The 25,098-nt window shown below is 70.2% G+C and carries 22 protein-coding genes and 1 CRISPR repeat array; of the genes, 15 read left to right on the top strand and 7 right to left on the bottom strand.

Going from position 1 to position 25,098, the window contains the following annotated elements:
• Positions 1-77 precede the first annotated feature (77 nt).
• On the bottom strand, positions 78-386 hold the full coding sequence (locus ABTZ59_RS00875) for a hypothetical protein (RefSeq protein ID WP_351387510.1): 309 nt from the start codon (positions 384-386) through the stop codon (positions 78-80).
• Positions 387-419: 33 nt separating this feature from the next.
• On the opposite strand from ABTZ59_RS00875, the gene ABTZ59_RS00870 reads away from it, so the two are divergent.
• A complete protein-coding gene (locus ABTZ59_RS00870; RefSeq protein ID WP_351387507.1) occupies positions 420-1,289 on the top strand; it encodes an Lsr2 family DNA-binding protein in 870 nt (289 codons plus the stop codon).
• Positions 1,290-1,809: 520 nt separating this feature from the next.
• Here ABTZ59_RS00870 and ABTZ59_RS00865 read toward each other — a convergent pair.
• Entirely contained in the window at positions 1,810-2,004 is a 195-nt protein-coding gene (locus ABTZ59_RS00865; protein ID WP_351387501.1) for a hypothetical protein, read from the bottom strand.
• A gap of 557 nt (positions 2,005-2,561) precedes the next feature.
• On the opposite strand from ABTZ59_RS00865, the gene cas3 reads away from it, so the two are divergent.
• The 9 genes from cas3 (at position 2,562) to ABTZ59_RS00820 (ending at position 14,190) form a co-directional block, all read left to right on the top strand.
• Positions 2,562-5,411 (top strand): CRISPR-associated helicase Cas3', encoded by a 2,850-nt coding sequence (gene cas3 / locus ABTZ59_RS00860; protein ID WP_503001686.1) that lies wholly within the window; start codon positions 2,562-2,564, stop codon positions 5,409-5,411.
• Complete coding sequence (gene casA, locus ABTZ59_RS00855; RefSeq protein ID WP_351387497.1) at positions 5,404-7,068, top strand: type I-E CRISPR-associated protein Cse1/CasA; 1,665 nt, start codon at positions 5,404-5,406, stop codon at positions 7,066-7,068. The genes cas3 and casA overlap by 8 nt, the downstream gene beginning before the upstream one ends.
• Complete coding sequence (gene casB, locus ABTZ59_RS00850) at positions 7,065-7,751, top strand: type I-E CRISPR-associated protein Cse2/CasB (RefSeq protein ID WP_351387492.1); 687 nt, start codon at positions 7,065-7,067, stop codon at positions 7,749-7,751. Before casA ends, casB begins: the two co-directional genes overlap by 4 nt.
• The gene (gene cas7e, locus ABTZ59_RS00845; protein WP_351387485.1) at positions 7,748-8,941 is read left to right on the top strand and encodes a type I-E CRISPR-associated protein Cas7/Cse4/CasC; all 1,194 of its coding nucleotides are present in this window, start codon (positions 7,748-7,750) and stop codon (positions 8,939-8,941) included. Before casB ends, cas7e begins: the two co-directional genes overlap by 4 nt.
• Complete coding sequence (gene cas5e / locus ABTZ59_RS00840) at positions 8,938-9,681, top strand: type I-E CRISPR-associated protein Cas5/CasD (protein WP_030352540.1); 744 nt, start codon at positions 8,938-8,940, stop codon at positions 9,679-9,681. The genes cas7e and cas5e overlap by 4 nt, the downstream gene beginning before the upstream one ends.
• Positions 9,681-10,466 (top strand): type I-E CRISPR-associated protein Cas6/Cse3/CasE, encoded by a 786-nt coding sequence (gene cas6e, locus ABTZ59_RS00835; RefSeq protein WP_351387478.1) that lies wholly within the window; start codon positions 9,681-9,683, stop codon positions 10,464-10,466. Before cas5e ends, cas6e begins: the two co-directional genes overlap by 1 nt.
• A 4-nt stretch (positions 10,467-10,470) precedes the next feature.
• Positions 10,471-11,439, top strand: a complete 969-nt coding sequence (gene cas1e, locus ABTZ59_RS00830; RefSeq protein WP_351387474.1) for a type I-E CRISPR-associated endonuclease Cas1e — start codon at positions 10,471-10,473, stop codon at positions 11,437-11,439.
• Entirely contained in the window at positions 11,436-11,786 is a 351-nt protein-coding gene (gene cas2e / locus ABTZ59_RS00825; protein ID WP_351387467.1) for a type I-E CRISPR-associated endoribonuclease Cas2e, read from the top strand. Before cas1e ends, cas2e begins: the two co-directional genes overlap by 4 nt.
• Before the next feature lie 93 nt (positions 11,787-11,879).
• Positions 11,880-12,276: a CRISPR direct-repeat array (repeat unit 30 nt; unit sequence CTGCTCCCCGCGCCCGCGGGGATGGTCCCT).
• A gap of 978 nt (positions 12,277-13,254) precedes the next feature.
• Positions 13,255-14,190 (top strand): nitroreductase/quinone reductase family protein, encoded by a 936-nt coding sequence (locus ABTZ59_RS00820; RefSeq protein ID WP_351387461.1) that lies wholly within the window; start codon positions 13,255-13,257, stop codon positions 14,188-14,190.
• A gap of 671 nt (positions 14,191-14,861) precedes the next feature.
• Here the strand turns inward: ABTZ59_RS00820 and ABTZ59_RS00815 are convergent.
• Positions 14,862-16,076 carry a macro domain-containing protein gene (locus ABTZ59_RS00815; RefSeq protein WP_351387452.1) on the bottom strand — a complete coding sequence of 405 codons (1,215 nt, stop codon included), beginning with the start codon at positions 16,074-16,076 and terminating at the stop codon, positions 14,862-14,864.
• A gap of 180 nt (positions 16,077-16,256) precedes the next feature.
• On the opposite strand from ABTZ59_RS00815, the gene ABTZ59_RS00810 reads away from it, so the two are divergent.
• Positions 16,257-17,081, top strand: a complete 825-nt coding sequence (locus ABTZ59_RS00810) for an ATP-grasp domain-containing protein (RefSeq protein ID WP_351387442.1) — start codon at positions 16,257-16,259, stop codon at positions 17,079-17,081.
• A gap of 55 nt (positions 17,082-17,136) precedes the next feature.
• Here ABTZ59_RS00810 and ABTZ59_RS00805 read toward each other — a convergent pair whose 3' ends face one another.
• From ABTZ59_RS00805 to ABTZ59_RS00795, 3 genes are all read right to left on the bottom strand, one after another.
• Positions 17,137-18,753, bottom strand: coding sequence for a GAF domain-containing sensor histidine kinase (locus ABTZ59_RS00805; protein WP_351387437.1), 1,617 nt, complete (start codon positions 18,751-18,753; stop codon positions 17,137-17,139).
• 37 nt (positions 18,754-18,790) lie between these two features.
• The gene (locus tag ABTZ59_RS00800) at positions 18,791-19,834 is read right to left on the bottom strand and encodes a rod shape-determining protein (RefSeq protein ID WP_351387431.1); all 1,044 of its coding nucleotides are present in this window, start codon (positions 19,832-19,834) and stop codon (positions 18,791-18,793) included.
• Positions 19,835-20,023: 189 nt separating this feature from the next.
• Complete coding sequence (locus tag ABTZ59_RS00795) at positions 20,024-20,584, bottom strand: hypothetical protein (RefSeq protein WP_351387428.1); 561 nt, start codon at positions 20,582-20,584, stop codon at positions 20,024-20,026.
• Here ABTZ59_RS00795 and ABTZ59_RS37325 point away from each other — a divergent pair.
• Positions 20,486-21,589, top strand: coding sequence for an SCO2400 family protein (locus ABTZ59_RS37325; RefSeq protein WP_503001680.1), 1,104 nt, complete (start codon positions 20,486-20,488; stop codon positions 21,587-21,589). The two genes, ABTZ59_RS00795 and ABTZ59_RS37325, sit on opposite strands and share 99 nt — an antisense overlap.
• A gap of 66 nt (positions 21,590-21,655) precedes the next feature.
• Here the strand turns inward: ABTZ59_RS37325 and ABTZ59_RS00785 are convergent, their stop codons facing one another.
• Positions 21,656-22,090 carry a MarR family winged helix-turn-helix transcriptional regulator gene (locus ABTZ59_RS00785; protein ID WP_351387420.1) on the bottom strand — a complete coding sequence of 145 codons (435 nt, stop codon included), beginning with the start codon at positions 22,088-22,090 and terminating at the stop codon, positions 21,656-21,658.
• 139 nt (positions 22,091-22,229) lie between these two features.
• Here ABTZ59_RS00785 and ABTZ59_RS00780 point away from each other — a divergent pair, with 139 nt between their 5' ends.
• The 3 genes from ABTZ59_RS00780 (at position 22,230) to ABTZ59_RS00770 (ending at position 25,006) form a co-directional block, all read left to right on the top strand.
• Positions 22,230-23,258: an NADP-dependent oxidoreductase gene (locus ABTZ59_RS00780; RefSeq protein ID WP_351387416.1), complete on the top strand. Its 1,029-nt coding sequence runs from the start codon at positions 22,230-22,232 to the stop codon at positions 23,256-23,258.
• A 76-nt stretch (positions 23,259-23,334) separates the two neighbouring features.
• Positions 23,335-23,763 carry an organic hydroperoxide resistance protein gene (locus tag ABTZ59_RS00775; protein ID WP_351387412.1) on the top strand — a complete coding sequence of 143 codons (429 nt, stop codon included), beginning with the start codon at positions 23,335-23,337 and terminating at the stop codon, positions 23,761-23,763.
• A gap of 298 nt (positions 23,764-24,061) precedes the next feature.
• The gene (locus tag ABTZ59_RS00770; protein ID WP_503001821.1) at positions 24,062-25,006 is read left to right on the top strand and encodes an RICIN domain-containing protein; all 945 of its coding nucleotides are present in this window, start codon (positions 24,062-24,064) and stop codon (positions 25,004-25,006) included.
• Positions 25,007-25,098 lie beyond the last annotated feature (92 nt).

The following is a 25,098-nucleotide window of genomic DNA, read 5'->3' as shown; positions in this document are numbered from 1 at the left end:
CAGGAGAACCGTTTCTACACTGGGGAAACGGGTGAACGGGGGTCGCCACTCCAGAGTGGCGACCCCCGTTCATTCGTTCAGACCAAGATCCAGTGGACACGCAGTGGACGCGGGGACGATTCAGTGGACAGGAGCGCCCTGACGCAGTCTTCCGACGGGTGTTCAGAACTCGGCGTCCCGGGAGCCCGGCGGGCGGCCTGGGAGGCCGCGGGCGGCAGGCCTGTGGGCAGCGCCCAGCCGTCCACGTCCGGGGAGTCTGAGCGGCCGACCGTGAAGCGCGTGAGCGAGAAGTCCGACCGCTGCTCCTCCGGGTAGCGGTCGTTGAAGTTCTCCACCCGTGCCAGTTCCAGGTCGTTGGTGGTGCAGTGATCCCGTATCCACTTCACGGCCGCATGCAAAACCCTACAAACAGCCCACATATGAGGGACCTGGAGCAGTCGATCTGCAACGCCGTCGCGGTGGACGGAGAGACCGTCACCTATAACAAGAAGGATTCCTTCCCGAAGTGGATTCAGATGGCGGCCCACGGAAGCGGCGGCTTCCATCTTGACGAGCAGTTCGAAAACCCCGACCACGCCGCACAGCAACAGCGCCGCCTCCGAGGAGCCCCCGTGACCGCCATCGCCGCACTCACCCAGCTCTGCCCACCCCCTCAGAACCCACCCCCCGCCATCGACTGGAACGGGGTCGAGGCCGGCCTCGGCATGCGACTCCCCGAGGACTACAAGCAGCTCGCGGCCACCTACGGTCCCGGGGCCTTCTCCGGCTACATCCACATCTACCAGCCCCATGGCGCCACCGAATGGGTCGACCTCACCGGCCCCATGCCCGCCAGGATCCGCGTGCAGCTCCAAACGGACTACGACCGCGGCACACACCCCGTCCCGTACGACCCGCAGCACCTGTTCGCCATCGGCGGCACCGACAACGGCGAATACCTCTTCTGGATCACCGACCCGCAAGGTGCCCCTGACACCTGGCGTATCGCCGTGAACGAAGCGCGTGGGCCACGCTGGTTCACCTTCGACGGCACGCTCACCGAGTTCCTCACCTCAGTCTTGAGCGGAGAGACGGCCGTCCCTCAGTTCCCCAAGGGCCTCCTTGAGCAGGCGACACGTTTCGCCCCCTCGCAACCCACCCTCTGGACACCCGCACAGGCCCCGACCAGACCACCCGTCGACAGCAACACCATCCGGGAATGGGCACGCGCCAACGGGTACGAAGTGGCAGACCGCGGCCGTATCACCGCCGAGATCCGCGAAGCATGGGAGCAGGCCACCAGCAGCTGAGCATGCTCCCCACCTGTTTCCGATTCCGGGTTCTGACGGAGCGAGGGCCCCGAGGGCTGGATCCGCTTCCCCCGGAAGAGCCGAGAAGACAACGCTGTTGTCGGCAGAGATGCTCAAAAGCTGTCAAATCATTCTTGGAGTCCGTCTTGCCTTGGCCTCGGTAGCCGTCGATGCATGGTGAACGGCGTGCGTTGGCGGAGAGGCGTGCGCTCCTCCCTGCAGGTGCGACGGAGACTCAACTGTTCCTGCTGCCGTCCGTGGCCCGGTGGCGAGCACCTGGGGGTGGTGTATCAGCCGCCGGTCGACGGGCGTAGTCAAAGCGGTCCCAGCTCTTCTGCCGCATTCTTGGCGAACGGTGGCGGCTGGTGAAGTTCGAGACCGCAGGGTGGGCGGTCCTGGGTCTCCCGGGTGTCAATGCCATGCAGACGGAGTTGCGCGCCGTCGGCTCGGTTGCGTCGCACCCGTCGGTCACCTCTCTCCGTGCCCTGCCCTGTCACGGCTGGCCTGCGTCGAGCTCGCCCTACCCGCAGGACAGTGCGAAGCCGAGGGCAGTCAGTACGGCCACCGTCCCGCTGGTGGCCACGGTCAGAGGTACCGCCAGTGAGGGGTGCAGATAGGTCACGTACGTAAGCCCGGTGAAGATCAGGCCGAGTACTGCAGCCAGGAGTAGCCACAGAAGCGTCTGATTCTGGTCCGGGGAGCCGGGTGAATTCATCGTTGCGGCCACCGCTTTGGGAGCTTGGGACCCTGTCCCTGACATCGGGCCCGGAGATCTGAGGTGACACGACGATCAGTCATCGGCGGTCGTCTCTAACGAGACGGAGCCCGTGATCTGAACTTTTTAGTTGGTAGAGACTCGAGGGCGGCGTGCATTTCGGGACCATCCTCGCGGGTGCGGGGAGCAGTGTTCCGGCCGATACGGGCGTCCGGCCCGGTCGGGACCATCCCCGCGGGTGCGGGGAGCAGACTCCATGACCTGCTGCGTTACTCACGGCGGGCGCGGTTTCCGGGCAGTTTCATCAATTCCGGCAAAAGGTGTATAGGGGCATTGTGTGGGTCTCTGTGCTTGTGTGCGGCGGCCCGTCGGGTTAGGGCAACGCCAGATGGTAGGGGTTGCCCTGAACCACCGCGGGGATTTTATCCGGGGCGGTGTTGTGTACGGAGTTTTTTCGTATATGGCCGTCTTGGTGGGTGGTTTGCCTGTATTCATCTGCCATGACGGTTGAGATGGAGGAGCCTCGTGAGGGGCTTGGGGGCCGGCTCGTGGGACCCGTGCGGTCTGTGTGGGCCAAGCACGATCGGGACACCGAGGGGTGGCTACCGCTGTGGCGGCATATGGCGGACAGTGCGGCGGTGGCCGGGCTGCTGTGGGACAACTGGCTGCCCGAGAACGTGCGGGCTCTGATCGCCAAGGCGTTGCCCGGCGGGGCGCGGGATGCCCGGCTGCTGTGCGTGTGGCTGGCTGCTGTGCACGACATCGGGAAGGCGACGCCGGCTTTCGCCTGTCAGGTCGACCAGCTCGCCGACCGTATGCGGGCGGAGGGTCTGGAGATGAAGACCCGGCGCCAGTTCGGGGAGGACCGCAGGATTGCTCCGCACGGTCTGGCCGGGCAGGTGCTGTTGGGGGAGTGGTTGGAGGAGCGACACGGCTGGACGGCAAGGCAGTCCGGGCAGTTCGCTGTCGTTCCGGGTGGCCACCACGGGGTGCCGCCGGAGCATGGTCAGCTGAACGATGTGTACGACCGGCCGTATCTGCTGCGTACGCCGGGGCCGAGCGGGAAACTGTGGCGGCGGGTGCAGGAGGAGTTGCTCGACGCGTGCGCCGAGGAGTACCGGGTGGGGGCGCGGCTCGGCGCGTGGCGGACGGCCGTGTTGCCACAGCCGGTGCAGGTACTGCTCACGGCCGTGGTGATCGTCGCCGACTGGATCGCCAGTAACCCGGATCTGTTCCCGTATTTTCCGCAGGAGACCCGCGGTGGTGAGGAGCGGGTGGCGGCGGCCTGGCGTGGGCTGCGGCTGCCGTCGCCGTGGCGGGCCGAGGAGCCGGTCGGGGACGCGCAGGAACTGTTCGCCTTGCGTTTCCATCTGCCGCCGGGGGCGAAGGTCAGGCCGGTGCAGGAGGCCGCGGTCCGGCTGGCGCGTGCGATGCCGGTACCCGGTCTCATGATCATCGAGGCGCCGATGGGGGAGGGGAAGACGGAGGCCGCGCTCGCTGTCGCCGAGATCTTCGCTGCCCGCTCGGGTGCGGGCGGGGTGTTCTTCGCGCTGCCCACCATGGCCACCGGCAACGCGATGTTTCCGCGTCTGCTGGACTGGCTGGACCGGTTACCGGCTCAGGAGGGCGCCAGGCGCTCGGTTCTGCTCGCGCACTCCAAGGCGGCTCTCAACGACGAGTTCGCTGATTTGCTGCGCGCCGGCCGGCAGAAGATCGCCGCTGTCGACGTGGACGCCGAGGCGGAGCGGTGGCGGCCGTCGGACGAGAGGCGGTCTGCTCCGGCCGAGCTGATCGCCCATGCCTGGCTGCGCGGGCGGAAGAAGGCGATGTTGTCGTCGTTCGTGGCCGGCACCGTGGACCAGCTGCTGTTCGCCGGGCTGAAGAGCCGTCACCTGGCGCTGCGTCACCTCGCGGTCGCGGGCAAGGTCGTCGTGATCGACGAGGCGCACGCTTACGACACCTACATGAGCGTCTACCTGGACCGGGTCCTGTCGTGGCTGGGTGCCTACCGGGTGCCGGTGGTGGTGCTGTCCGCGACGCTTCCCGCGGCCCGGCGCCGGCAGCTCGCGCAGGCTTACGCCGGTGCGGGCGGCGACGCCGCCGGCTTCGACTCGGTGGACCAGTCCGTCACGTATCCGCTGCTGACCACCGTGACGCCCGGTCAGGCCCCGGTTGTGGAAGGTCCCGGGGCGTCGTCCCGGGGCGGGGAGGTCCGTCTGGAACGGCTCGACGACGGCCAGATGGTCCTGGCGGACCGCCTTGCGGTCGAACTCGATGGCGGTGGCTGCGCCCTGGTCGTTCGTAATACCGTCCGGCGGGTCCTGGAGACGGCCCGCGTGCTGCGTGAACGCTTCGGTCACGAGGCCGTGACTGTCGCCCACTCGTGTTTCATCGACGTGGACCGCGCGGCGAAGGACGCGGACCTGCTCGAACGGTTCGGGCCGCCGGAAAAGGCGGATGGCCGGCGCCCGGTCGGGCCGCACATCGTGGTCGCCAGCCAGGTTGCTGAGCAGTCCCTTGATGTCGACTTCGACCTGCTTGTCACTGACCTGTGCCCGGTCGACCTGATGCTTCAGCGGATGGGGCGCCTGCACCGCCACTGGCGGGGCGCGGGCCAGGCGGAGCGCCCCGCGCGGCTGCGTACGGCACGCTGCCTGGTCACTGGCGTTGACTGGAGCGGGGAGGTGCCTGCGCCGGTCAGGGGATCGGTCGCTGTGTATGGGGCATACGCGCTGCTGAGTTCCGCCGCTGTCCTGCTGCCGCACCTGGACGGACCGAAGCGTCCCGTGCGGCTGCCCGACGACATCAGCATCTTGGTCCAGGGCGCATACGCGGACGCGCCGGTTGGCCCCGAGGAATGGTCCGGGGCGATGGCCGCGGCACGGGAGCGTCACGAGAGGCATCGCGCGGACCAGGCCGGACGGGCGGAGGTGTTCCGTCTCGACGCGGTGGGCCGGCCCGGTCGGCCGCTTATCGGCTGGATCGCGGCGGGCGCGGGCGACGCGGACGACACCCGGGCCGGACGGGCACAGGTCCGCGACAGCAAGGAGAGCCTGGAGGTGGTCGTCGTGCAGCGGCGCGCCGACAAGTCGCTGGCCACTGTGCCCTGGCTCGGCGGGGGCCGGGGCGGGCTGGAGCTGCCCCAGGACCGGCCTCCGGCGCCGGCTGCGGCGCGGGCCGCGGCCGGCTGCGGGCTGAGGCTGCCCATCCAGTTCTCGCACGCGGAGGTCATGGACCGTGCTATCGCCGAACTTGAGGAACTCTACCTACCGGCTTGGCAGGTGAAGGACAGCCATTGGCTGGCCGGCCAGCTCATTCTGGCGCTCGACGCCGACTGTCAGACCCGGCTGGCAGGCTTCTCACTCCGCTACAGCGAGACCGACGGCCTTGAGGTGACTGGTGACTGACTCCGGCGAACGATCCACGGGGGGCGGCACGTTGTCGTTCGACCTGACGTCCCGCCCGTGGATCCCCGTGCTGTGGAGGGACGGAACCCAGGGCGAGCTGTCGCTTCGTGACGTCTTCGCGCGGGCAGGCGAGGTGCGCCGTGTCGTGGGAGACCTGCCCACACAGGAGTTCGCCCTCACCCGTCTGCTTCTCGCGTTGGCTCACGACGCGCTGGAGGGCCCGAGCGACACCGAGCACTGGGCGCGGCTGTGGGCCGACCAGGACTGCTTCGGGCCGCTGGCGGGCTATCTTGACGAGCACCGTGAACGGTTCGACCTGCTGCACCCGCACACGCCGTTCTTCCAGGTGGCGTCGTTACGTACCGCGCGCGACGAGGTCTTTTCCCTCAACCGGATCGTGGCCGACGTGCCCAACGGTGAGCCGTTCTTCAGCTCCCGGATGCCGGCCGTCGGCAGCCTCGGCTTCGCCGAGGCGGCCCGCTGGGTCGTGCACGCGCATGCCTACGACACCTCCGGCATCAAAACCGGGATCGACGGCGACGAGCGGGTCAAGGGCGGCAGGGTGTATCCGCTCGGGGTCGGCTGGGCCGGCACTCTTGGCGGTGTCTTCACCGAGGGCGAGACGCTGCGCCAGACTCTGCTGCTCAACCTGGTCGCCGCCGACACCAGCGGTGCGCGGTTCTGCGACGACGACCGTCCGGCCTGGCGGCATGAGCCGTGCGGACCCGGCCCGGCGGGCCGGCAGCGGCCGTCGGGCGTGCGTGACCTGTACACCTGGCAGAGCCGCCGGCTGCGTCTGCACTTCGACGCGGACGGTGTGCACGGCGTCGTTCTCGGCTACGGCGATCCGCTGGCTCCGCACAACATGCACACCGACGAGCCGATGACCGCGTGGCGCAGGAGCCGCGCCCAGGAGAAGAAACGCGGCGAGCCGCTCGTCTACCTGCCGCGTGAGCATGATCCGGCGCGCTCGGCCTGGCGCGGACTTGAAGCCCTCGTCGTAGGACGGGCCGAGGCGGGACAGGGCGCCGAAGCCGCCAAGGCACTGCGGCCGGGCATCCTCGAATGGATTGCCAGGCTGGTGACGGAAGGCGAGCTGCCGCGCGGTTTCCTCATCCGGGCGCGCGTCATCGGCGCGGTCTACGGCACCCAGCAGTCCGTGATCGACGACGTGGTCGACGATCGCCTTGCCATGGGCGTGGTCCTGCTGCACCAGCATGACCGCGCGTATGCCCGGCAGGCCATCGATGCGGTGTCCGATGCGGAGAGCGCGGTCACCGCCCTCGGTGATCTCGCCACGGATCTCGCCCGCGCGGCGGGCAGCGAGACCGAAGGGCGTCGCTCGGCCGCCCGTGACCTGGGCTTCGCCACCCTGGACGGCCCCTACCGCACCTGGCTGCGGGACCTGACCGCGGCCGAGGACCCCGGAGCGCACCGCACCCACTGGCAGCAGGATGCGTACCGGCATGTGCGGCGGCTCGGTGACCGGCTCATGAGCGAGGCGGGCGACTCCGCGTGGGAGGGCCGGGTTGTGGCGACGAAGAAGGGATCCGAGTGGCTCAACTCGGCCCTCGCTGACACAAGGTTCCGCTTCCGCCTCGGCAAGGCCCTCAGCGATCCGTTCCCCTCCGACTCCTCTCCGAAGGTGCCTGCATGACCACCGTCACCGTGCCCACCAGCACCCAGCGCGTCGGACAGCTCACCGGCGAGATCATCCACCCGCTGCAACGGGACTACCTGGTCGACCAGTCCTACGCGGTGGCGGCGCTGGCCCGGCTGCGCCGCGGAGCGGGCAAGGAGTTCTCCCAGGTGCCGGACCTGTGGGGGCTGATTGACACCGGAGCTCTCCACGACCAGCCGAAGGACGGCGGGCGGCCGCTGAGCGAGGACGAACTGACCCGCGCCGAGGACGCCGTGCACGTGGTGCTGACGCTGTGGGCGCTGCACCAGCAGTCACGCGGCACGGCCATGCACCGGCCCGATCGCCGGTACGCACCTGGGGGACTCGGCGCCGCCGTGCGCCGGCTGATGCCGTCCGGCGAGATTACGGAGCCCGTTCGCAAGCGTTTGGTGCGTGCCGGCAACGCACCCGACCTGCCTGCTCTGGCCCAGCGTCTGCGGGACATCGTCGTGCTGCTGCGGGGCGCCGACATCCCCCTCGACTACGCCCTCCTGGCCGAGCAGCTCTACCGCTGGCAGGAGCCCGCCGGCCGCGACGCCGTACGCCGTGCCTGGGGACGGTCGTTCCACTCCTACCGCGCGCCCCAGGACAACGGCGCCGTTGCCCCGGCCTCATCCGACCACGACACCACCGACCTCACGGACAAGGACGCCTCGTGAACCGCATCTTCCTCGACGTGCACGCGCTTCAGACCGTGCCGCCCAGCAATCTCAACCGAGACGACACGGGAGCCCCGAAGTCCGCCGTGTACGGAGGTGTGCCCCGCGCCCGCGTGTCCAGCCAGGCATGGAAGCGAGCCACCCGTACCTACTTCAGCGACGAGAACCTCCTCGACCCGAGCGAGCTGGGCGTACGGACAAAGAAGGTCGCCGAAGTCCTCGCCGCCCGCATCACTGCCATGGACCCCGCATTGAACGGGGCCGAAGCCCTCCGGCTCGCGGCCGAAGTGATCCACGGAGCCACCGGCTCCAAGATCGAGGTGCCCAAGCGGAAAGCCGACGCCGCCAAGGACGGCGCGGACGAGCCGGCACCGGAGTCCAAGTACCTGATGTTCCTCAGCGCCAGGCAGCTCGACGGTCTCGCCGCGCTGGCCATCGAGGGCGCCGACGACATCAAGGTCTACCTGAAGGACAAGGACAACAAGGCGCGCGCCCGGGAGGTCGCCGACACCCGGCACTCCGTCGACATCGCGCTGTTCGGCCGCATGGTCGCCGACTCCGCCGACTTCAACGTCGACGCTGCTGTTCAGGTCGCCCATGCCATCAGCGTGCACCGCGTCGACAACGAGTCCGACTACTACACCGCCGTGGACGACGAGAACACCGACGCGGAGTCGGGAGCCGGAATGATCGGCACCGTCGACTTCAACTCAGCCACCCTCTACCGCTACGCGGCACTCGGCGTCCACCAGCTCGCCAAGAATCTGGGAGAGGGACTGCGCGAGGAAGAACCGCGCACGGCGCCGGTGCGGCGCGCGGTCGAGGCATTCGTACGGAGCTTTCTCGAATCCCTGCCGACCGGCAAGATCAACACGTTCGGGCATCACACCCTCCCCGACGCCGTGGTGGTGAAACTGCGCACCACGCGGCCCATCAGCTTCGTCGCCGCGTTCGAGGACCCCGTCACCGGTGAGAGCGGTCACCTGCGCGAGGCCGTGGCCCGACTTGCCGAGTACATCCCGGACATGGAGCGTGCCTACGGCGACGAGGAGTCCACCCTCTCCTGGGTACTGCGGGTTGGACCGAACACCGAGAAGCTCTCCGGCCTCGGCACCGAGACGCAGCGCCTGAGCGACCTGGTCCAGTCGGTCGGCCAGGCCGTCGCGGAGCGCCTGGACAAGCCCGCATGAGCGTGCTGCTGCTCCGGCTGGCCGGCCCCCTGCAGGCCTGGGGGGCATCGGCCCGCTTCGTCCGCCGCACCACCGAGTCTGCCCCCACCAAGAGCGGCGTCATCGGCATGCTCGCCGCCGCCCTGGGCCTCGACCGCGGTGACGACACCGGCCTGGCCCGGCTGGCCGCCCTGCGCTTCGGCGTCCGTATCGACCAGCCAGGCACGCGCCTAAGGGACTTCCAGACCGCCCACCATGCCGACACCGGCAAATCCATGCCACTGTCCGAACGCTTCTACCTCGCCGACGCCGTCTTCGTCGCCGCCGTAGAAGGAGACCTCACTCTCCTGAACGAACTGCACGAAGCCCTGCGCACCCCGGCCCACCCGCTCTTCCTCGGCCGCCGCTCCTGCCCGCCGGCTCTCCCGCTGGAGCTCGGCATCCGTGACGCCTGCCTTCAGCAGACGCTGCGCGACGAGCCCTGGCAGGCCGCCCCCTGGTACCAGAAGCTCCGCCGCACCGATCCCACCGTGCCCTTGGTCGTCCTGAGGGAAGCCGCCCCCGACGAGCAGCACGGGGACGAGCAGCGTGACCAGCCCCTCAGCTTCGCCGCCGAGCACCGGCGGCACGCGCTGCGCTCCGTGGTCAGCACCAGCGTGGACGTATCGAACCCCCGCGCCGTGGCGGCCCGTGTGCCGGCCACAGCCCGCCCGGTACGACGACACGAACCGTTCGACGCCCTGGAGGAAGAAAACCCCTGATGTATCTGACCCGCTTCCGCGTGAACACCGCGCGCCCCGGAGCCCGTCGCCTGCTCTCCTCACCCCAGTCGCTGCACGCGGCCGTCATGGCGTCGTTTCCCGCCCTGCTCCCGACCGGCACGAACACCGGCGGCCCCCGGGTGCTGTGGCGTCTCGACCACAACGCCAAGGCCGAGGTCTTCCTCTACATCGTGAGCCCCGGCACACCGGACCTGACCCACCTCGTCGAACAGGCCGGCTGGCCTGCCGCAGCCGCCAGTCCGGAGACTCCTGGCTGGCAGAGCCGCCCGTACGCCCCCTTCCTCGACCGCCTCACCACCGGCGGCCTCTGGGAGTTCCGGCTCACCGCCAACCCCGTCCACCACATCCGGCGCAAGGACGGCGAACCGACCAAACGCACGGCACACCTCACGCCCGTCCACCAGAAGGGCTGGCTCCTCGATCCCGTCCGTCAGCAACGCGCCGGATTCCGCGTCGTCGAGAAGCCGCAGGACAAGCGGCTGCTGACCGGCGGCACCACCGACAAGAAGTATGAACACCACGGAGACCGGTACGAACTGACCGTCCGCGACGAGCGAGCCCTGTCCTTCGCCAAATCCCGCGAAGACAGGTCACCAGCTCACCGGGTGAAAGTCGTGACGGTCACCTTCGACGGACGCCTCGAAGTCACCGACGCCGACGCACTGCGCCGCACGCTCGCCCAGGGGCTGGGCCGTGCCAAGGCGTACGGCTGCGGACTGATGACTCTTGCCCCGGTCCTGAGCTCCCCGAAGCCGCAGAGGTGAGCCGGTGACGACAGTCGGCAAGCGCCCCGCGCTCACCCCTCGCCACCTGACCCGCACCGGTGAACGCGTCTCCTTCATCTACCTCGAACGCTGCACCATCCACCGGGACTCCAACGCGATCACCGCCGAGGACGCCGACGGCACCACCCACATCCCATCCGCCACCATCGGCACCCTCCTCCTGGGCCCCGGTACCCGCATCACCCACCAGGCAATGAGCCTCCTCGGCGAAACCGGCGCCTGCGTCGCCTGGGTGGGGGAACATGGCGTGCGCTACTACGCCGGCGGCCGGGCGCTGAGCCGCTCGGCCGCGCTCGTCGAGGCCCAGGCCGCTCGATGGGCCAACATGCGCAGCCGACTCGCCGTCGCCCGTGCCATGTACCGGCTGCGCTTCCCCGACGAAGACCCGGACGGACTCACCCGTCATCAACTCCTCGGCCGAGAAGGCGACCGTGTCAAAGACTGCTACCGCGCCCAGGCCGCTCGGACCAGCGTCCCCTGGCGCGGCAGGAAATACACCCCGGGAGACTTCTCCAGCGGCGACGCCGTCAACCAGGGCATCACCGCCGCCGCCCAATGCATGTACGGCATCGCCCACGCTGTGGTCGCCTCTCTCGGATGCAGCCCCGGCCTTGGCTTCGTCCACTCCGGCCACGAGCTCTCCTTCGTCCTGGACATCGCCGACCTCTACAAAACCGAGATCGGCATCCCTCTCGCCTTCGATATCGCAGCCGAATCAGAACAAGACGTCGGCCCCCGCACCCGCCGAGGCCTGCGCGACCACATCAACAAAACCGGACTGCTGAACCGCTGCGTCAACGACATCAAGCACCTCTTGCTGCCGAACGGCGCGGGCACGGGGGACACGCATGACGCAGGCGAAGAAGACCGCGTCACGCTTCAGAGCGACGGCGGCCACGAAGTAGCCGCAGGACGCAACTACGGAGACGCCGACGAGGCGGTCATCTGGTGACCGTGATCGTCCTCACCAACTGTCCCGCCGGCCTACGGGGGTTCCTCACCCGCTGGCTCCTGGAAATCTCCGCCGGTGTTTTCATCGGCAACCCCTCAGCAAGAATCCGCGACATCCTCTGGGGGGAGGTCGAGCAGTACGCGGGCCAAGGCCGCGCCTTACTTGCCCATACCACCAACAACGAACAGGGCTTCACCTTCCGTACCCACGATCACGCCTGGCATCCCGCCGACCATGAAGGCATCACCTTGATCCGACGCCCGGACACCAACCCCCGCCCGGTAACCGCCGAACCGCAATCCGGCTGGAGCAAAGCAGCCAAACGCCGCCGATTCGGAAGAGGCTGACCCGATCCGACGTCACTTTTGAGGGAAATGTCGAATTCGATGAAAGTGCTTCAGAACCGGTTTCCTCTGCGCTAAAATCCCAGGTCACGGAGTCTGCTCCCCGCGCCCGCGGGGATGGTCCCTCGACGAAGCCCGCGCCCTCCAGCGCCTCCTCGCTGCTCCCCGCGCCCGCGGGGATGGTCCCTGCTTTCGCGCTTCCGGGTCGATCGTGTCCAGCTGCTCACCGCGCCCGCGGGGATGGTCCCTCGGCAAGGTCGCGGGTGAAGAACTCGGCGTCCTGCTCCCCGCGCCCGCGGGGATGGTCCCGCCGAAGGCGAAGGCGCCACGGTGCCAAAGGACTGCTCCCCGCGCCCGCAGGGATGGTCCCGGATACGACCTTGGCAGGCACCAGGGCGACGACTGCTCCCCGCGCCCGCGGGTATGGTCCCGCGCCGCCGCCGTCCGCGTCGGCGTACGTGGCCTGCTCCCCGCGCCCGCGGGGATGCTCCCTGCTCCGGCACGGTGTAGGCGGGCTGAACGTACTGCTCCCCCGCGCCCGCGGGGATGGTCCTAGCGGTGGATACGACCTCGCCGTCCAGCCGCCCAAGAAGACCGCCCCCGTGGTAGCGGTTGCCGACGTACTGCCGCTCCCTGACCTCGGCGGCACGGAGGCAGCGTGAACGGGGCGACTCGCGCTACGCTCAGAGATGGCGGTTGACCTGCAAGAAGCCGTTCCGCTCCACCCCCGGGTACAGGGGGCGAGAGCCCGCTACGCCGGTAAGGCACTCCGCTGCGCCGGAGTTCAACTCCTCTCCCACTCGCAGACCTTGACCTGCGCAGACGGCTGAACGCGCCGAGCCTGCCGTGTTCGAGGACGGGCACGAGCGGCCCCGCAGCGGACATGCAGTGGACGGAAGGACCCGTAAGGATCAGGAAGCTGGCGGAGGGAGGCGGAGGCCATCAGTGCTCTGGCCTGCGAGGACATAACAGCAGGGGTCGCCACGGTCGCCGTGGAGGCCCCTGTTGTGAGATTAGATCAAGATCGAGTCCTCACACGGTGGACGCGCGCGAACGAGCGGCGCACCACACCAATGGCCGACACAGCGTCAGAATCCCGGGCGTGTCGCGGCCTGCGCGGCAGGCGCGTTGACAGACCCGGGGCGCGGTGACTGTAATGGTCCGCGTGTCGCGTGGTACTGGCCGAAGAGAAGTGGGCGGGCCGGTCGCCATGGAGGCACCTTCACCGAGGGACGACGCCATGAGTTCATACTCTGCACTTCGCGCCTGACGCATCCGACGCAGCGCCGCCGCGCGTCGTCCCTTGTCCCTCGCGGTGCCCGGCACCGCCGTACGACATCGCTGTTCTTCTCCGGACGAGGGTCCGCTCGCGGCCACCGCGCGCCATGCGCCGTTTCGCGCGCACATCACGGCCATCCACCATCACCGCGTTCACCGCGGGACCCACACTTCTCTGGAGAGACGACACCGTATGCCCGCATCCTTCAACCAGGCGATCATCGACGAGTTCCGGGCCAACGGAGGCAAGGTCGGCGGCCCCTTCGAGGGCGCCGAGCTCCTCCTGCTCACCACCACCGGCGCCAAGTCGGGGGCGGAGCACACCGTTCCGCTCGGCTTCGTCCGCGACGGCGAGCGGCTGCTGATCGTCGGATCCGCGGGAGGCGCGCCGCGTCATCCCGCCTGGTATCACAATCTGCTCGCCCATCCCCAGGTAGGGGTGGAGATCGGCACCGAGACGCTCGAACTGATCGCCGCCCCCGCCGAGGGGGCGCGGCGCGACCGGCTGTTCGAGCGGGTCGTGAGCGTGGCGCCCGGATACGCCGACTATCAGACCGGCACCAGCAGGACCCTGCCCGTCGTGGTGCTTGAGCCTTCGGGGGCCGAGGCGGCGGAGGTGCCCGGCGAGATCAGCAATCTCGCCGACAAGCTGGTGCAGGTCCATGGCTGGCTGCGCGCGCAGCTGCGCCACATACGGGCCGAGACCGACGCCCACTTCGCCGCGCGAGCGGCCCACGAGGGCTCCGGTGAACCACCGGCGCCGGGCATCGGTCTCCAGCTCAGAGCGCACTGTCTGGCCTTCTGCCAGTTTCTGACGTTCCACCACACCGGCGAGGACGCGTATATCTTCCCCTCGCTGGCGGACCGTCAGCCGCAGCTGCGTGACGCCCTCGACCGGCTCGGCGAGGAGCATCGTGCGATCGCGCGTGTCAAGGACGCCCTGCTCGCTCTGCTCGCCGACGTCACCACCGCCGACCCCGAACGCTTCCGCGCGGAGCTGGCCCGGTTGTCGCAGGAGCTGGTGGCGCATCTCGACCACGAGGAGGAGACGCTGCTCCCCGCCCTGAGTGAGATCCGGTTGCCGCCGGGGCCGCCGGTGTCCGAACCGGCCGGGGGCGCGGCGAGCTGACGGGCAGTCGGAATCGCGTTCCCCCGCAAGGGCAACCGCGAGGTCGACTGCGTGGCCGACCGGGTTGCCGACCGGGTGGTCGGGGACAGATCAAGGCGATCTGCCCCGGCCTCGTCGACGTGGCCCTGACGAGCCGCCACTTTCCGGGGCGTGGCGGGGCGGGCGGTCCGCGAGGGTGTGCCTTGCTGACCAGCACATCCGAGTGCAGGACCGACGGAGCTCCATACGCTCGGCCATGTCGCCGGCCGCGGCCCGGCCCGTTCGCCGGTGTCCCGTCTCATGGCGGGCCTGTCGTCCGGCAGTTGCCGGTGATCAGCGACAGCACCGCCGTCGGCGAGGGCGTGATCGCGGCGTCGGGTGCGTACGACGCCGGCGGGGCGGACCCGTACGGCGGCGTGGGCCGCAGGCCGTGGACCTCTCCGGGGGAGCGGGTGCGGGCCGCTCAGAGGGCCCGCGGTGTTCCCCCGGCGGGCCGGCGGCGGACTCCCATCGCACCCCCGTGCCATCCGTCCGCCGCACGCCGACGCGTCTCTGAGCGGCCTTGCTGCCAGTTCATCAGATGAGCCGGTCACCAACAGGGCGTGAACGGGGCGGATTGCGGGGTCCGGTGGTGGCTTCTCTTCCCGTCACTCACGCCCCCGCTCACGCCCCCGCCCCTCACGCCCCGCCGTTCACGCCGTCGACTCTTCCGTGCCTTCGCCCGTGTATTCCGCCAGCATCCGGACCACGAGACCGGCGGGGGCCAGCCCTCGTGCGATCAGATGGATGTCCCAGTCCGCGCCGCGCGCCAGCTCCGCGTCGACCGCCGCCCACACCGCGCGCACGCTCTGCTCGTACGGCAGCCCGCCCCGGCCGGAACCGAGCAGCGGGAAGCACACGGACCGCAGCGGGGGATCGAACCGCTCGTGTTCCTCCGCGAGCAGCGCCAGGGCGCGGGCCACCGCGCGGGTGACATCGGCGGGCAGTACGTCGTAGTCGTTGGTCCCGGCCCGGGGTACGGCGACGGCCGCGTGGTAGACGCGGCGTACGCCCTGGCCGGCGAGGGCGCCGGAGCCGGTGACGGCCACCGTGCCGGGCAGTACGGGGCGGCCCGAGGTGCCCCGGGCGTCGGCCCAGTCGCGCAGTTCCTCGTGGATCGGGTCGGCGAGCAGTTCGCCCGTCAGCCCGCGCAGCGCGCCTGCCCGGCGCAGGGAGGCCGCCACGGAGGACTTGTACGTCTCGGGCAGTGCCAGATACGTGTTGACTGGGGAGACCACCACATCGACGTCACGCAGCAGATCCACCGGGTGGACATGGAGGGTGACCGGCACGGTCCTGCCCCGCACCCGGACGGAGAGGAGCCGGTGGGTCCGGGCGCTCACGGCGGGATCGGCCCGATCGGCCGGATCGGAGACATCGGAGACATCGGAGACATCGGAGACTTCGGCCGGATCGTCGTGGGGCGCCTCACCGGCCGGCCCGTCACGCTCGGCGAGGGCCTCCCGCGCCAGACTGCCCACCTGCTCGGCGACCTGGTCGAGCACCACCGCCTCCTGCTCCTTGCGGAAGCGCTCGATGCTCACCCCGTACAGCTCGGCCGCGCGCCGTCTGCGGTCGGCGCCCGGCCAGTCCCGGGTGCCCGGTGTCAGACCCAGGGTGTATTCGGCGGCCTCCTGGAGGGTGCCGCCACCGAGGCGGGACACAGCCAGCCGCAGCAGCCACTCGACCGACTGCGACTGCGACCGGGCGGGGACCTCGGCCCGCCGGTCGTCCGCGGGGGCGAGCGCGTAGGCGATCCGGGCCAGTGAGGGCACCTCAAGCCTGCGCAGCCGTACGATCCCGCCGCGCCGAACTGTCTTTATCTCCTCAAGGATTGAGTCATGGTCCGGCACGGGAGTGAGCGGCATGGCCGCAACGATGGCACTGGGCGGCCCGCACCCACAAGCGGCGCACCGGCCTGGGGCGCACCGGGCACGGCGCGGACGGGGCGCTCGTATGATGCCGCTCGCGGGCACCGCACAGGTGTACGGCTGCCCCGGCCGCCACCGCTCAGCATCCGACCCCGATCCGGCCAGCCAGGGAGCACCGTGCCCGCCACCACGCCTCGCGTCCTCTATGCCAGCGACCTCGCCTACGAGGCCAAGGGACGCAGATACTGCGACGAGGACATACAGCTGTCGTCCCGGCTGCGGCGGGACTTCGCCGTGGCGCTGACCCATCCGCTCGACGCCGGGCGCCTGATGGGGTCCTTCGACACGGTCCTGGTCCGCAACAGCGGGCCCGTACTGCACTACCAGGAGGAGTACGACGCCTTCCGCGACCTGGCGCGGGCGTCCGGGGTCCGGGTCTACAACCCGCTGACCGGACGGGCCGACATGGCGGGCAAGCAGTATCTGGTGGAGCTGAGCAGGGCCGGGTACCCGGTCATTCCGACCGTGGACCGCGCCGAGGATCTTGCCCGGCTGCCGCGTGCCGGGACGTATGTCGTCAAGCCGAAGGCGGGCGCGGACTCGATCGGCATGGAGTTCGTCGGCGCGGACGGGCTCGCGGACGTCTCCTTCGGCGGGGTCCTGGTGCAGCCGCGGATACCGTTCCGCTACGAGGTCTCGTTCTACTTCATCGACCGCGACTTCCAGTACGCCCTGTACGCGCCCGACCCCGAGCGGCGCTGGGAACTCACGCCGTACGACGCCGGGCCCGCGGATCTGGCGTTCGCGCGGCGCTTCATCGAGTGGAACGCGCTGGAGCACGGGATCCAGCGCGTGGACGCCTGTCGCGCACCCGACGGGGAACTGCTGCTCGTCGAGTTGGAGGACCTCAATCCGTATCTGTCCCTGGAGTCGGTGCCGGACGCGACCCGTGAGGCGTTCGCCACGCGGCTGACGGCCTCGCTGCGGGATCTGCTGCGCTGAGCCGCCGCCGCTCCGGGCGGCAGGCCGGAGGAGGGGACGTCGGCGGGGTGCCACGTCAGCGGGGCGCCTCCCACGTCATCGTCGTCCCCCGGCCGCCGTCCTCGCGGGGACCGTCGTCCGTCACGACCAGCCGTACCCCGGTGCGTCCGTCCGCCAGCGGTGCCATCGCGTCGACCTCCACCGCGATCGCCGTCACCCCCTCGCGCCGGTGCGCGGCGGCGAGCGCGCCGCGCAGTTCGGCCAGCAGGCTCCGGCCCGCCGGCTCGCCCACGAGCGTGTCCACCGGTCCCGTGAAGCGCACGGACGGCCGGAATCCCAGCACGGCCGCCGCGCCGCCGGTCTCGCGCAGCACCATGCCGCGCACACTCGTCGGGCCCTCGGCCGGCGGCTGCTGGAGCGCGAAGATCGTGGTCCTGACCTCCTGGATCGTGGAGTCCAGTTCGTCCACGGCCCGGCCGAGCAGCTCGTCCAGATCCGTCGAGGTCGCGCGCCGACGGGTCGACTCCAGCATCATTTCGGTGGCGAAGAGCCGCTGGACGACCAGATCGTGCAGATCGCGGGCGATCCGGTCCCGGTCCTCGAAGACGGCCAGCTGCTCCCGGTCGTGCTGCGCGTCCGCGAGCACCAGCGCGAGCGCGGCCTGCGAGGCGAACTGGGTGGCGAGCAGCCGGTCCACCGCGCGGTACGGGCGGCCACCGCGCCGGCGCGGCAGCGCGAGGGTGCCGATCAGCTTGCCGCCTGCCTGGAGCGGCAGCATCATGCTCGGCCCGAAGCGCGTCCGCACATGCGTGGTCATCCGGGGATCGGTCGACGAGTCCTCGATGAACACCGGCTCGCCGCCGAAGAGTTGAACGAGTACGGGGGAGCCGGGCTCGATGATCGTGCCGACGATGCCCGCCGGATCGCCGATCGTGGACGCGGCGACGATCTCCATCCCGCCGTCGTCGGTCGGCTGGAGCACGACGCCCGCGTACGCGTCGGCGAGCACCCGGGCCGACTCGGCGACCGTGATCAGCGCGTCGGTGGCGTTCTCGCCGGTCAGCAGCGCGGTGGTGACGGCCGCCGCCCCCTCGATCCAGCGTTCGCGCTGCCGGGCCGTCCCGTACAGCCGGGCGTTGCCGATCGCGAGCGCCGCCTGGGAGGCGAGGACGCGCAGCAGGCTCTCGTCCTGCTCGGTGAAGGAGCCGGTCCGCTTCTGGGTCAGATAGAGATTGCCGAGGACCGTGGTCTCCAGCTGGAGCGGTACGCCCAGGAAGGAACGCATCCGGGGGTGGCCGGGCGGTACTCCGGCGGACCGGGGGTCGGCCGTCAGATCGTCCAGCCGCAGCGGCCTCGGGTCCTCGATGAGGAGTCCGAGCAGGCCGGTGTGTCCATCGGGGAGCCGTCCGATCCGCTGCCGGTCGGCATCGCTCATCCCCGCCGTGAACAGCTCGGTGAGTCCGCCGCGCTCGGGGTCGAGGACACCGAGCGCGCCGTACCGCGCGCCGACCAGCTCGGCGGCGGTGTCGACGATGTGCTGGAGCGTGGCGCGCAGTTCGAGGTCGGTGCCGATACCGAGCACCGCTTCGAGCGGCGGGGGCGGCCGGGGCGTCGTCGCGTCGTCGTCGCCCGTACCGTCCTCTCCCCGGCTCGCACGGTCACCGCGGCCCTCGCCGTCGACCTCGTCGCTCATCGCCCCGTCGAACCGTCGTACCGGTCAGGTCGTGCTCTCAGTGGGTGTCGGCCAGCGGGTTCAGGACCATCGGCTCGATCTTGCCCTCCAGCATCGCCCCGAGTCCGAGCACGGCGCAGATGTCGGGGCGCTCCGCGATGGCGACCGGCATGCCCGTCGTATCCCGCAGCATCTGGTCCAGCCCCGGCAGCAGCGCGCTCCCGCCGACCATCATGATCCCCCGGTCGCCGAGGTCGGCCACCAGATCGGGCGGGCAGTCGCGCAGCACCTTGCTGATGCCGTCGAGGACGGCGGTCAGCGGGGTGTAGATGGCCTCCCGTACGGCGGCGGTGTCCACCATCACCGAACGGGCGACCCCGGTGGCCACGTCCCGGCCGTGGATCTCGGTCTTGCTGGGACCGCCCTCGGTGAGCCCGTTGTTGCTGAGGGCCAGCTGCAACGGGCGTACGGACTGGCTGGGCAGCATCAGTTCATGCTGGTGGCGCAGGTGCTGGATCACCGCGTGGTCGATGGCGTTGCCGCCGACCGGGATCCGTACGGCCGTGACGATCGAGCCGAGCGACAACACCGCGACCTGCGTGGTCGCCGCGCCGCACACCATGATCATGGTGGCGGTGGGCTGCTCCACGGGCAGTCCGCAGCCGACGGCGGCGGCGATCAGCGTGTCCACCAGCTCGACCCGGCGCGCGCCGAGCCCGACCAGGGTCTCGACGGCGGCGCGCTGGGCGAGCGGATCGCTGTCGTGCGGAGTGGAGGCGGCGGCGCGCAGCCAGGGCTTGCGGCGCAACTGACGGCGGAGCTTGTCACCCAGCAAATGCCGCAGCATGCGCTGCGCCATCTCGATGTCCACGACGGTGCCGCCGGTGACGGGACGGACGACGCGGATGTAGTCGGGGGTACGGCCGGTCATCTGCTCGGCGAGGGCGCCGACGGCGATGAGCGCGCCGGTACGGGTGTTCACGGCGGCCGCGCTCGGCTCATCGACGACGAGCCCGGCCCCCTTTACAAAGACCCGGGTCCGGGCGGCCCCCAGGTCGACGGCGATATGGCAACGTCGCAACTGCTCAAGACTGACGGTCACGGCAGGTTCTCCCGAGAGCGCTGAGGTGGTTCACCGGCGGCCGCCGGCCCTGTTCGCATAGTGCGGCGCCGGGGCACGCGCCGCGCGCTGGGGTACGCCAGACGGGCGTTCGGATTTGACGGCCTGCCAGGAAGAATGACGGGGAACCGGCGGATCGTACGGACGGGAACCGGCGGATCGTACGGACGGTCAGTCGGACCAGCGTTGCAGCAGGCCCCAGGTGAATTCCGCGACGCGGGCCCGGCCGTCGGGCGGGGTGAAGGCGAGCCGCATCCTGGTCGGGGCGGTGCCCTCCATCGGCCTGGCGGGCGGGAAGGCCCGCGCGACCTCGTCCACCGTGCAGCACCACGGACGCAGATCGTCGGCCGTACGCAGCTCGGGGCCCGCCGACCCCGGGGCGCGGACCAGCCACTCGTTCCATACGGCTCCGCCGGGCGCCACCATCACCTCGAAGCGCAGCTCGGGCCAGAGCGGAACGGGCCACAGCAGCGCGTCGCACTCCAGATCGCCGATCACGCGCCGGGAGGTACGCTCCGGCTCGCCGAGTACGGAGCGGTAGCGGGACAGCGAGCCGCGCGCCCGGGGCGAGCGCACCATCGCCTGCCAGCGGCGGTTGGCCTCCCGCATGCCGGCCAGGGACACGCCGAGCTCATGGCGGGCCTCGTCGACCAGCTCCGGCTGATGGTCGGCCATCCGGCGCAGCAGGACGAGCTGGAAGTCGAGCGGCCCGAACGGCCCGGTGGAGGTCATAACGCCATACTCCCCCGTCTCCGCGGGGCGGTCCCCAACCGGGCAGACACACGCAGACATGGGCAGACATGCCATGCGCACGCCACTTCACACACGATCCTCACAACCTCGCCATGTCCGCCCTACCGCCCGCCGCATAATCTGCGGGGCGCCATGGACTACTGCCCACAGTGTCGTCGGCACCTCAACGGCGCACTGATCTGCGCAGGATGCGGGACCCCCGCCGAGGAGCTGCGGCAGCACCAGCCTGTCCACCCCGGGTCGCACCACAGCCGCCACCCGGGCAGGGACGACAGGGACGACGAAGGTCACGGAGAGTACGACGCCGGGGCCGTGAGTGACTACGGGCTCGTCAGCCACGACCGCCCGGACGACACCGTGCCGCGCCGCGACTCCTCGCGGCGCAAGGGCTCTTACCGCAGAGCGGGGCGAAGCAAGGGCGCGGCGGGCAGGGCCCCGCGCCGGGGCGGACCGCGTCGCGCACGCAGCAGGCGGGGCCGCAGGCTGCTGATCGCCGCGCTCGCGGTGATCCTCGCGGCGGGCGTGCTGAGCCTGGCCGAACTGGCCAGGGAATCGGCCCACGACAACAACGCCACCTCCGTCAAGGAGGAGACGCCCGTCGAGTTCGAGGGCGGCCCGCAGGACACGGAGCGCCCCGCCGCACCCGACGATCCCAGCGGATCCGCGACGCGGGTGCCGGCGTCCGGAATCAGTGCCGGTGGCGAGGCGAGTCCGGGCGGCAGCGGCGGCCCGAGCGCGTCGGAGCGTACCGAAGAATCGCCGTCGGCCTCCGCCACGCGTGAGGAGGACGGGGAGGAGGTCACGGACGGGCCGGAACCGCCGGAGACCGACGACCCGGAACCCGGTACGTCCAGGCCCGCCGAGCCGACGGACGAACCCACGTCGGGCGGCCCGACCTCGGCGGCCCCGCCGCCACCGCCGCCGCCCGCGCCCTCTCCCACGCCGTCCGAGACCTGCACCTGGTGGATTTTCATCTGCGTCTGACGGGTCTGACGCGTCTGACGTGTCCGATGCGTCCGATGCGTTCGGCGGTTCTTCGGGGCGCGCGTCTCAGAGCACGCTCCCGCCCAGCATCCGCTTGAGCAGATCGCGCAGCGTCCCGCGCTCCTCGGCGGAGAGCGCGGCGAGCGGTTCACGCGCGAAGTCCAGCGAGTCGCGCAGCCGGGTCGCGGTCTCCCTTCCCTCCTCCGTAGGCGCGGCGAGTTTCACCCGGCGGTCGGCCGGGTCGGGTCGGCGCTCCACCAGGCCGCGCGCTTCGAGCCGGTCCACGATGCCGGTGACATTGGACGGCTCGCACTTCAGCTTCCGCGCGATCCCGCGCATGGGCAGCGGCTCCAGGGACAGCAGTCCCAGCACGCGTGCCTGCGCGCCGGTCAGCGAGTGACGGGCCGCGGCCTGCTCGTATTCCGCGTAGTAGCGCGCCACGACGGTGCCGATGAGGTCGACGACCTCAAGGGTGAGCGGGTCTCTTCGCGGAGTGGCCATGGGCATCAGGGTACTCCGTTACTTGACAACATGAAATATTCAAGAGCATTGTTGTTTCATGTGGTGAAGCTTTTTCTCGGTTCCCTGACCTGGTACCCATGGCTCACCGTCGCAGAACTGTCTGAGGAGGCTCCGCACCATGACCGCACTTCCCGAGTCCGGCCGCGCCTGGTTTCTCGTCGCACGCCCCCACGGCTGGCCCGAGCCGGGCGATGTCGCCCTGCGCGACGTCCCCGTGAGCGAGCCGGGTGAGGGCCGGATCCTGGTCCGCAACCTCCACTTCTCGGTCGACCCGTATATGCGGGGCCGGATGAACGACGTGAAGTCGTACGTACCCCCGTACCAGTTGGACAAGCCGATGGACGGCGTCGCTGTCGGCGAGGTCATCGCCTCGCGCGCCGAGGGGTTCGCGGTCGGTGACCATGTCGTGCACGGACTCGGCTGGCGGGAGTACGCCACGTTCCCGGCCGAGCACGGCACCAAGGTCGACGCCTCGCTCGCCCCGCTCTCCGCGTACCTCGGTGTGCTGGGCGCGACCGGACTCACCGCCTACGCGGGCCTGTTCGAGACCGCCTCCTTCAAGGAGGGCGACGCCGTCTTCGTCTCCGGCGCCGCGGGCGCCGTCGGCAGCCAGGTCGGCCAGCTGGCCAGGATCAAGGGCGCCTCACGGGTGATCGGTTCGGCGGGCTCCGACGAGAAGGTCAAGCTCCTCACCGAGGAGTACGGCTTCGACGCGGCCTTCAACTACAAGAAGGGCCCCGTCAGGGACCAGCTCAAGGCGGCTGCGCCCGACGGCATCGACGTCTACTTCGACAACGTCGGCGGCGACCATCTCGAAGCGGCGCTCTCCACGCTCAACCTCCATGGCCGCGTCACGCTGTGCGGTGCGATCGCGCAGTACAACGCCACCGACCCGACGCCGGGCCCGCGCAATCTGGCCCTGGTCATCGGGAAGCGGCTGCGCCTCCAGGGCATGCTCGTCTCCGACCACTACGGTCTGCGGCCGCGGTTCGTCGAGGATGTCGCCGGCTGGCTCGCCTCGGGTGAGCTGAAGTACCACGAGACCTCGGTCGAGGGTATGGAGAACGGCTTCGACGCCTTCCTCGGCGTACTCCGCGGCGAGAACACCGGAAAGATGATCGTCACGCTCAACAGCGAGAGCCACTAGACAGGGGCTAGGCTCGTCCCAGGCCGCCGCGGTCCGTGGGCGCGAGTCGCGGCGTACAACAGGAGGAACGCACCGCATGACCATCCAGAAGCTCGATGTCCTCTACACCGCCGTCGCCACCGCGGAGAACGGCCGTGACGGCCGTGTCTCCAGTGATGACGGTCAGCTCGATGTCATCGTCAACCCGCCCAAGTCGATGGGTGGCAGCGGCGCCGGCACCAACCCGGAGCAGCTGTTCGCCGCCGGGTACAGCGCCTGCTTCCAGGGCGCGCTCGGTGTGGTCGCCCGTCAGCAGAAGGCCGACATCTCCGGCTCGACGGTGACGGCCAAGGTCGGTTTCGGCAAGCTTGAGGCCGGCGGTTTCGGTCTTGAGGTCGAGTTGGTGGCCTCCATCCCGAATGTGGACGAGGCGACCGCCAAGGATCTGCTGGAGAAGGCGCACCAGGTGTGTCCGTACTCCAACGCCACGCGCGGCAACATCAAGGTGGAGCTCTCCGTCGCCTGACGGACCGCCTGACGGACCGCCTGACGGACTGTCTGGCCTACCGCCTTACGGACTGTCTGACGGACCGTCTGACGCGGTGCCCGACGCATTGTCTGTCGGCTGAGGGCCGTACCCCTGACCGGGGTGCGGCCCTCAGTCATGTCCGCCCACGTCAACTCCGCTTGTCCCGTGTCCGTTTCCGACCGTTGACGCGGAAGCGCTTCGACTCTAGCTTCCCGTTCGAGGTCGTGACTGTAGTTCGGCATACCGAACGTCTCCTACTCCCGCGCGCTCCACCCCCCTTGATGCCGTAAGGAGAATCCGCGTGAGCCGCACCCCTCGCAGAACCACGCTCCTCCTGGCCCTGTCGCTCGCCGTCCTCGCCGCCTTCACCGCGTTCGCGCCCCCGCCCGCCGGGGCCGCCATGTCCCGGACCGGCGCGGGTCCCTGGATCCAGTACTACGACGGCGACTACTACCTGGTCACGACAGTCAGTTCGGCGGAGCTGACCATGCGCAAGTCGGCCACCCAGACCGGGCTGTCGAGCGCGCCGAGCGTGCGGGTCTGGACGGACTCCACCTCCTCGCGCTGCTGCAACATGGAGGCGCCCCGGCTCCACTTCCGCGACGGCCACTGGTATCTGTCCTATGTGGCCGGCCGGGCCGTCGAGGACTACCACAGGACCCAGCGCTCGCACGTACTGAAGAGCGCCGGCGCCGACCCCATGGGCCCCTACAGCTACGGGGACCAGCTCAATGACGACCGGCTGCCGGACACCACTGCTCCCGCTCCGCCGGGCGCCGTGCTCGCCGGGGCCTCACGTGAGCGCGCGGCCACTCCCACGGCGTACACACTCGTGAACCGGAGCAGCGGCAAGTGCCTGGAAGTGGAAGCCGGTTCGAGAGCGGATGGCGCGAATGTCCTCCAGTGGGCCTGTCACGGCGGCGCCCGTCAACGCTGGCGCGTCGAGGATCTCGGCGATGACACCAGCCGGCTGGTCAACGCCGCCAGTGGGAAAGTGCTGGACACGGCGGCCTGTTCCGTCGCGGACGGCGCCGATCTGCGCCAGTGGTCCTGGCGCGACACCATCTGCCAGGCCTTCCGGCTCGTCGTCACCGACCAGGGCGGCTGGGTGCGGCTCGTCGGCGCCCGCAGCGGCAAGGTCGCGGACGTCGCCGGCTGCTCGACGGCGGACGGGGCCGATGTACGGCAGTGGCCCTGGCTGGGCAGCACCTGCCAGCAGTGGCGGTTGCGTCCGGTCTGACAACGGCGCGGAGGCCGCCCCCGCCACCTGCGGGAACGGCCCCCGAACGGCCCCGGCGTCACGTCAGCGTCATCACGTCAGCATCACGTAGG

Origin of the sequence: Streptomyces sp. NPDC094034 (assembly GCF_040303865.1) — a bacterium.
Classification (GTDB): Bacteria; Actinomycetota; Actinomycetes; order Streptomycetales; family Streptomycetaceae; genus Streptomyces.
Note: the sequence above shows the minus strand (reverse complement) of the source record. Positions and strands in the feature narration are given on the sequence as shown.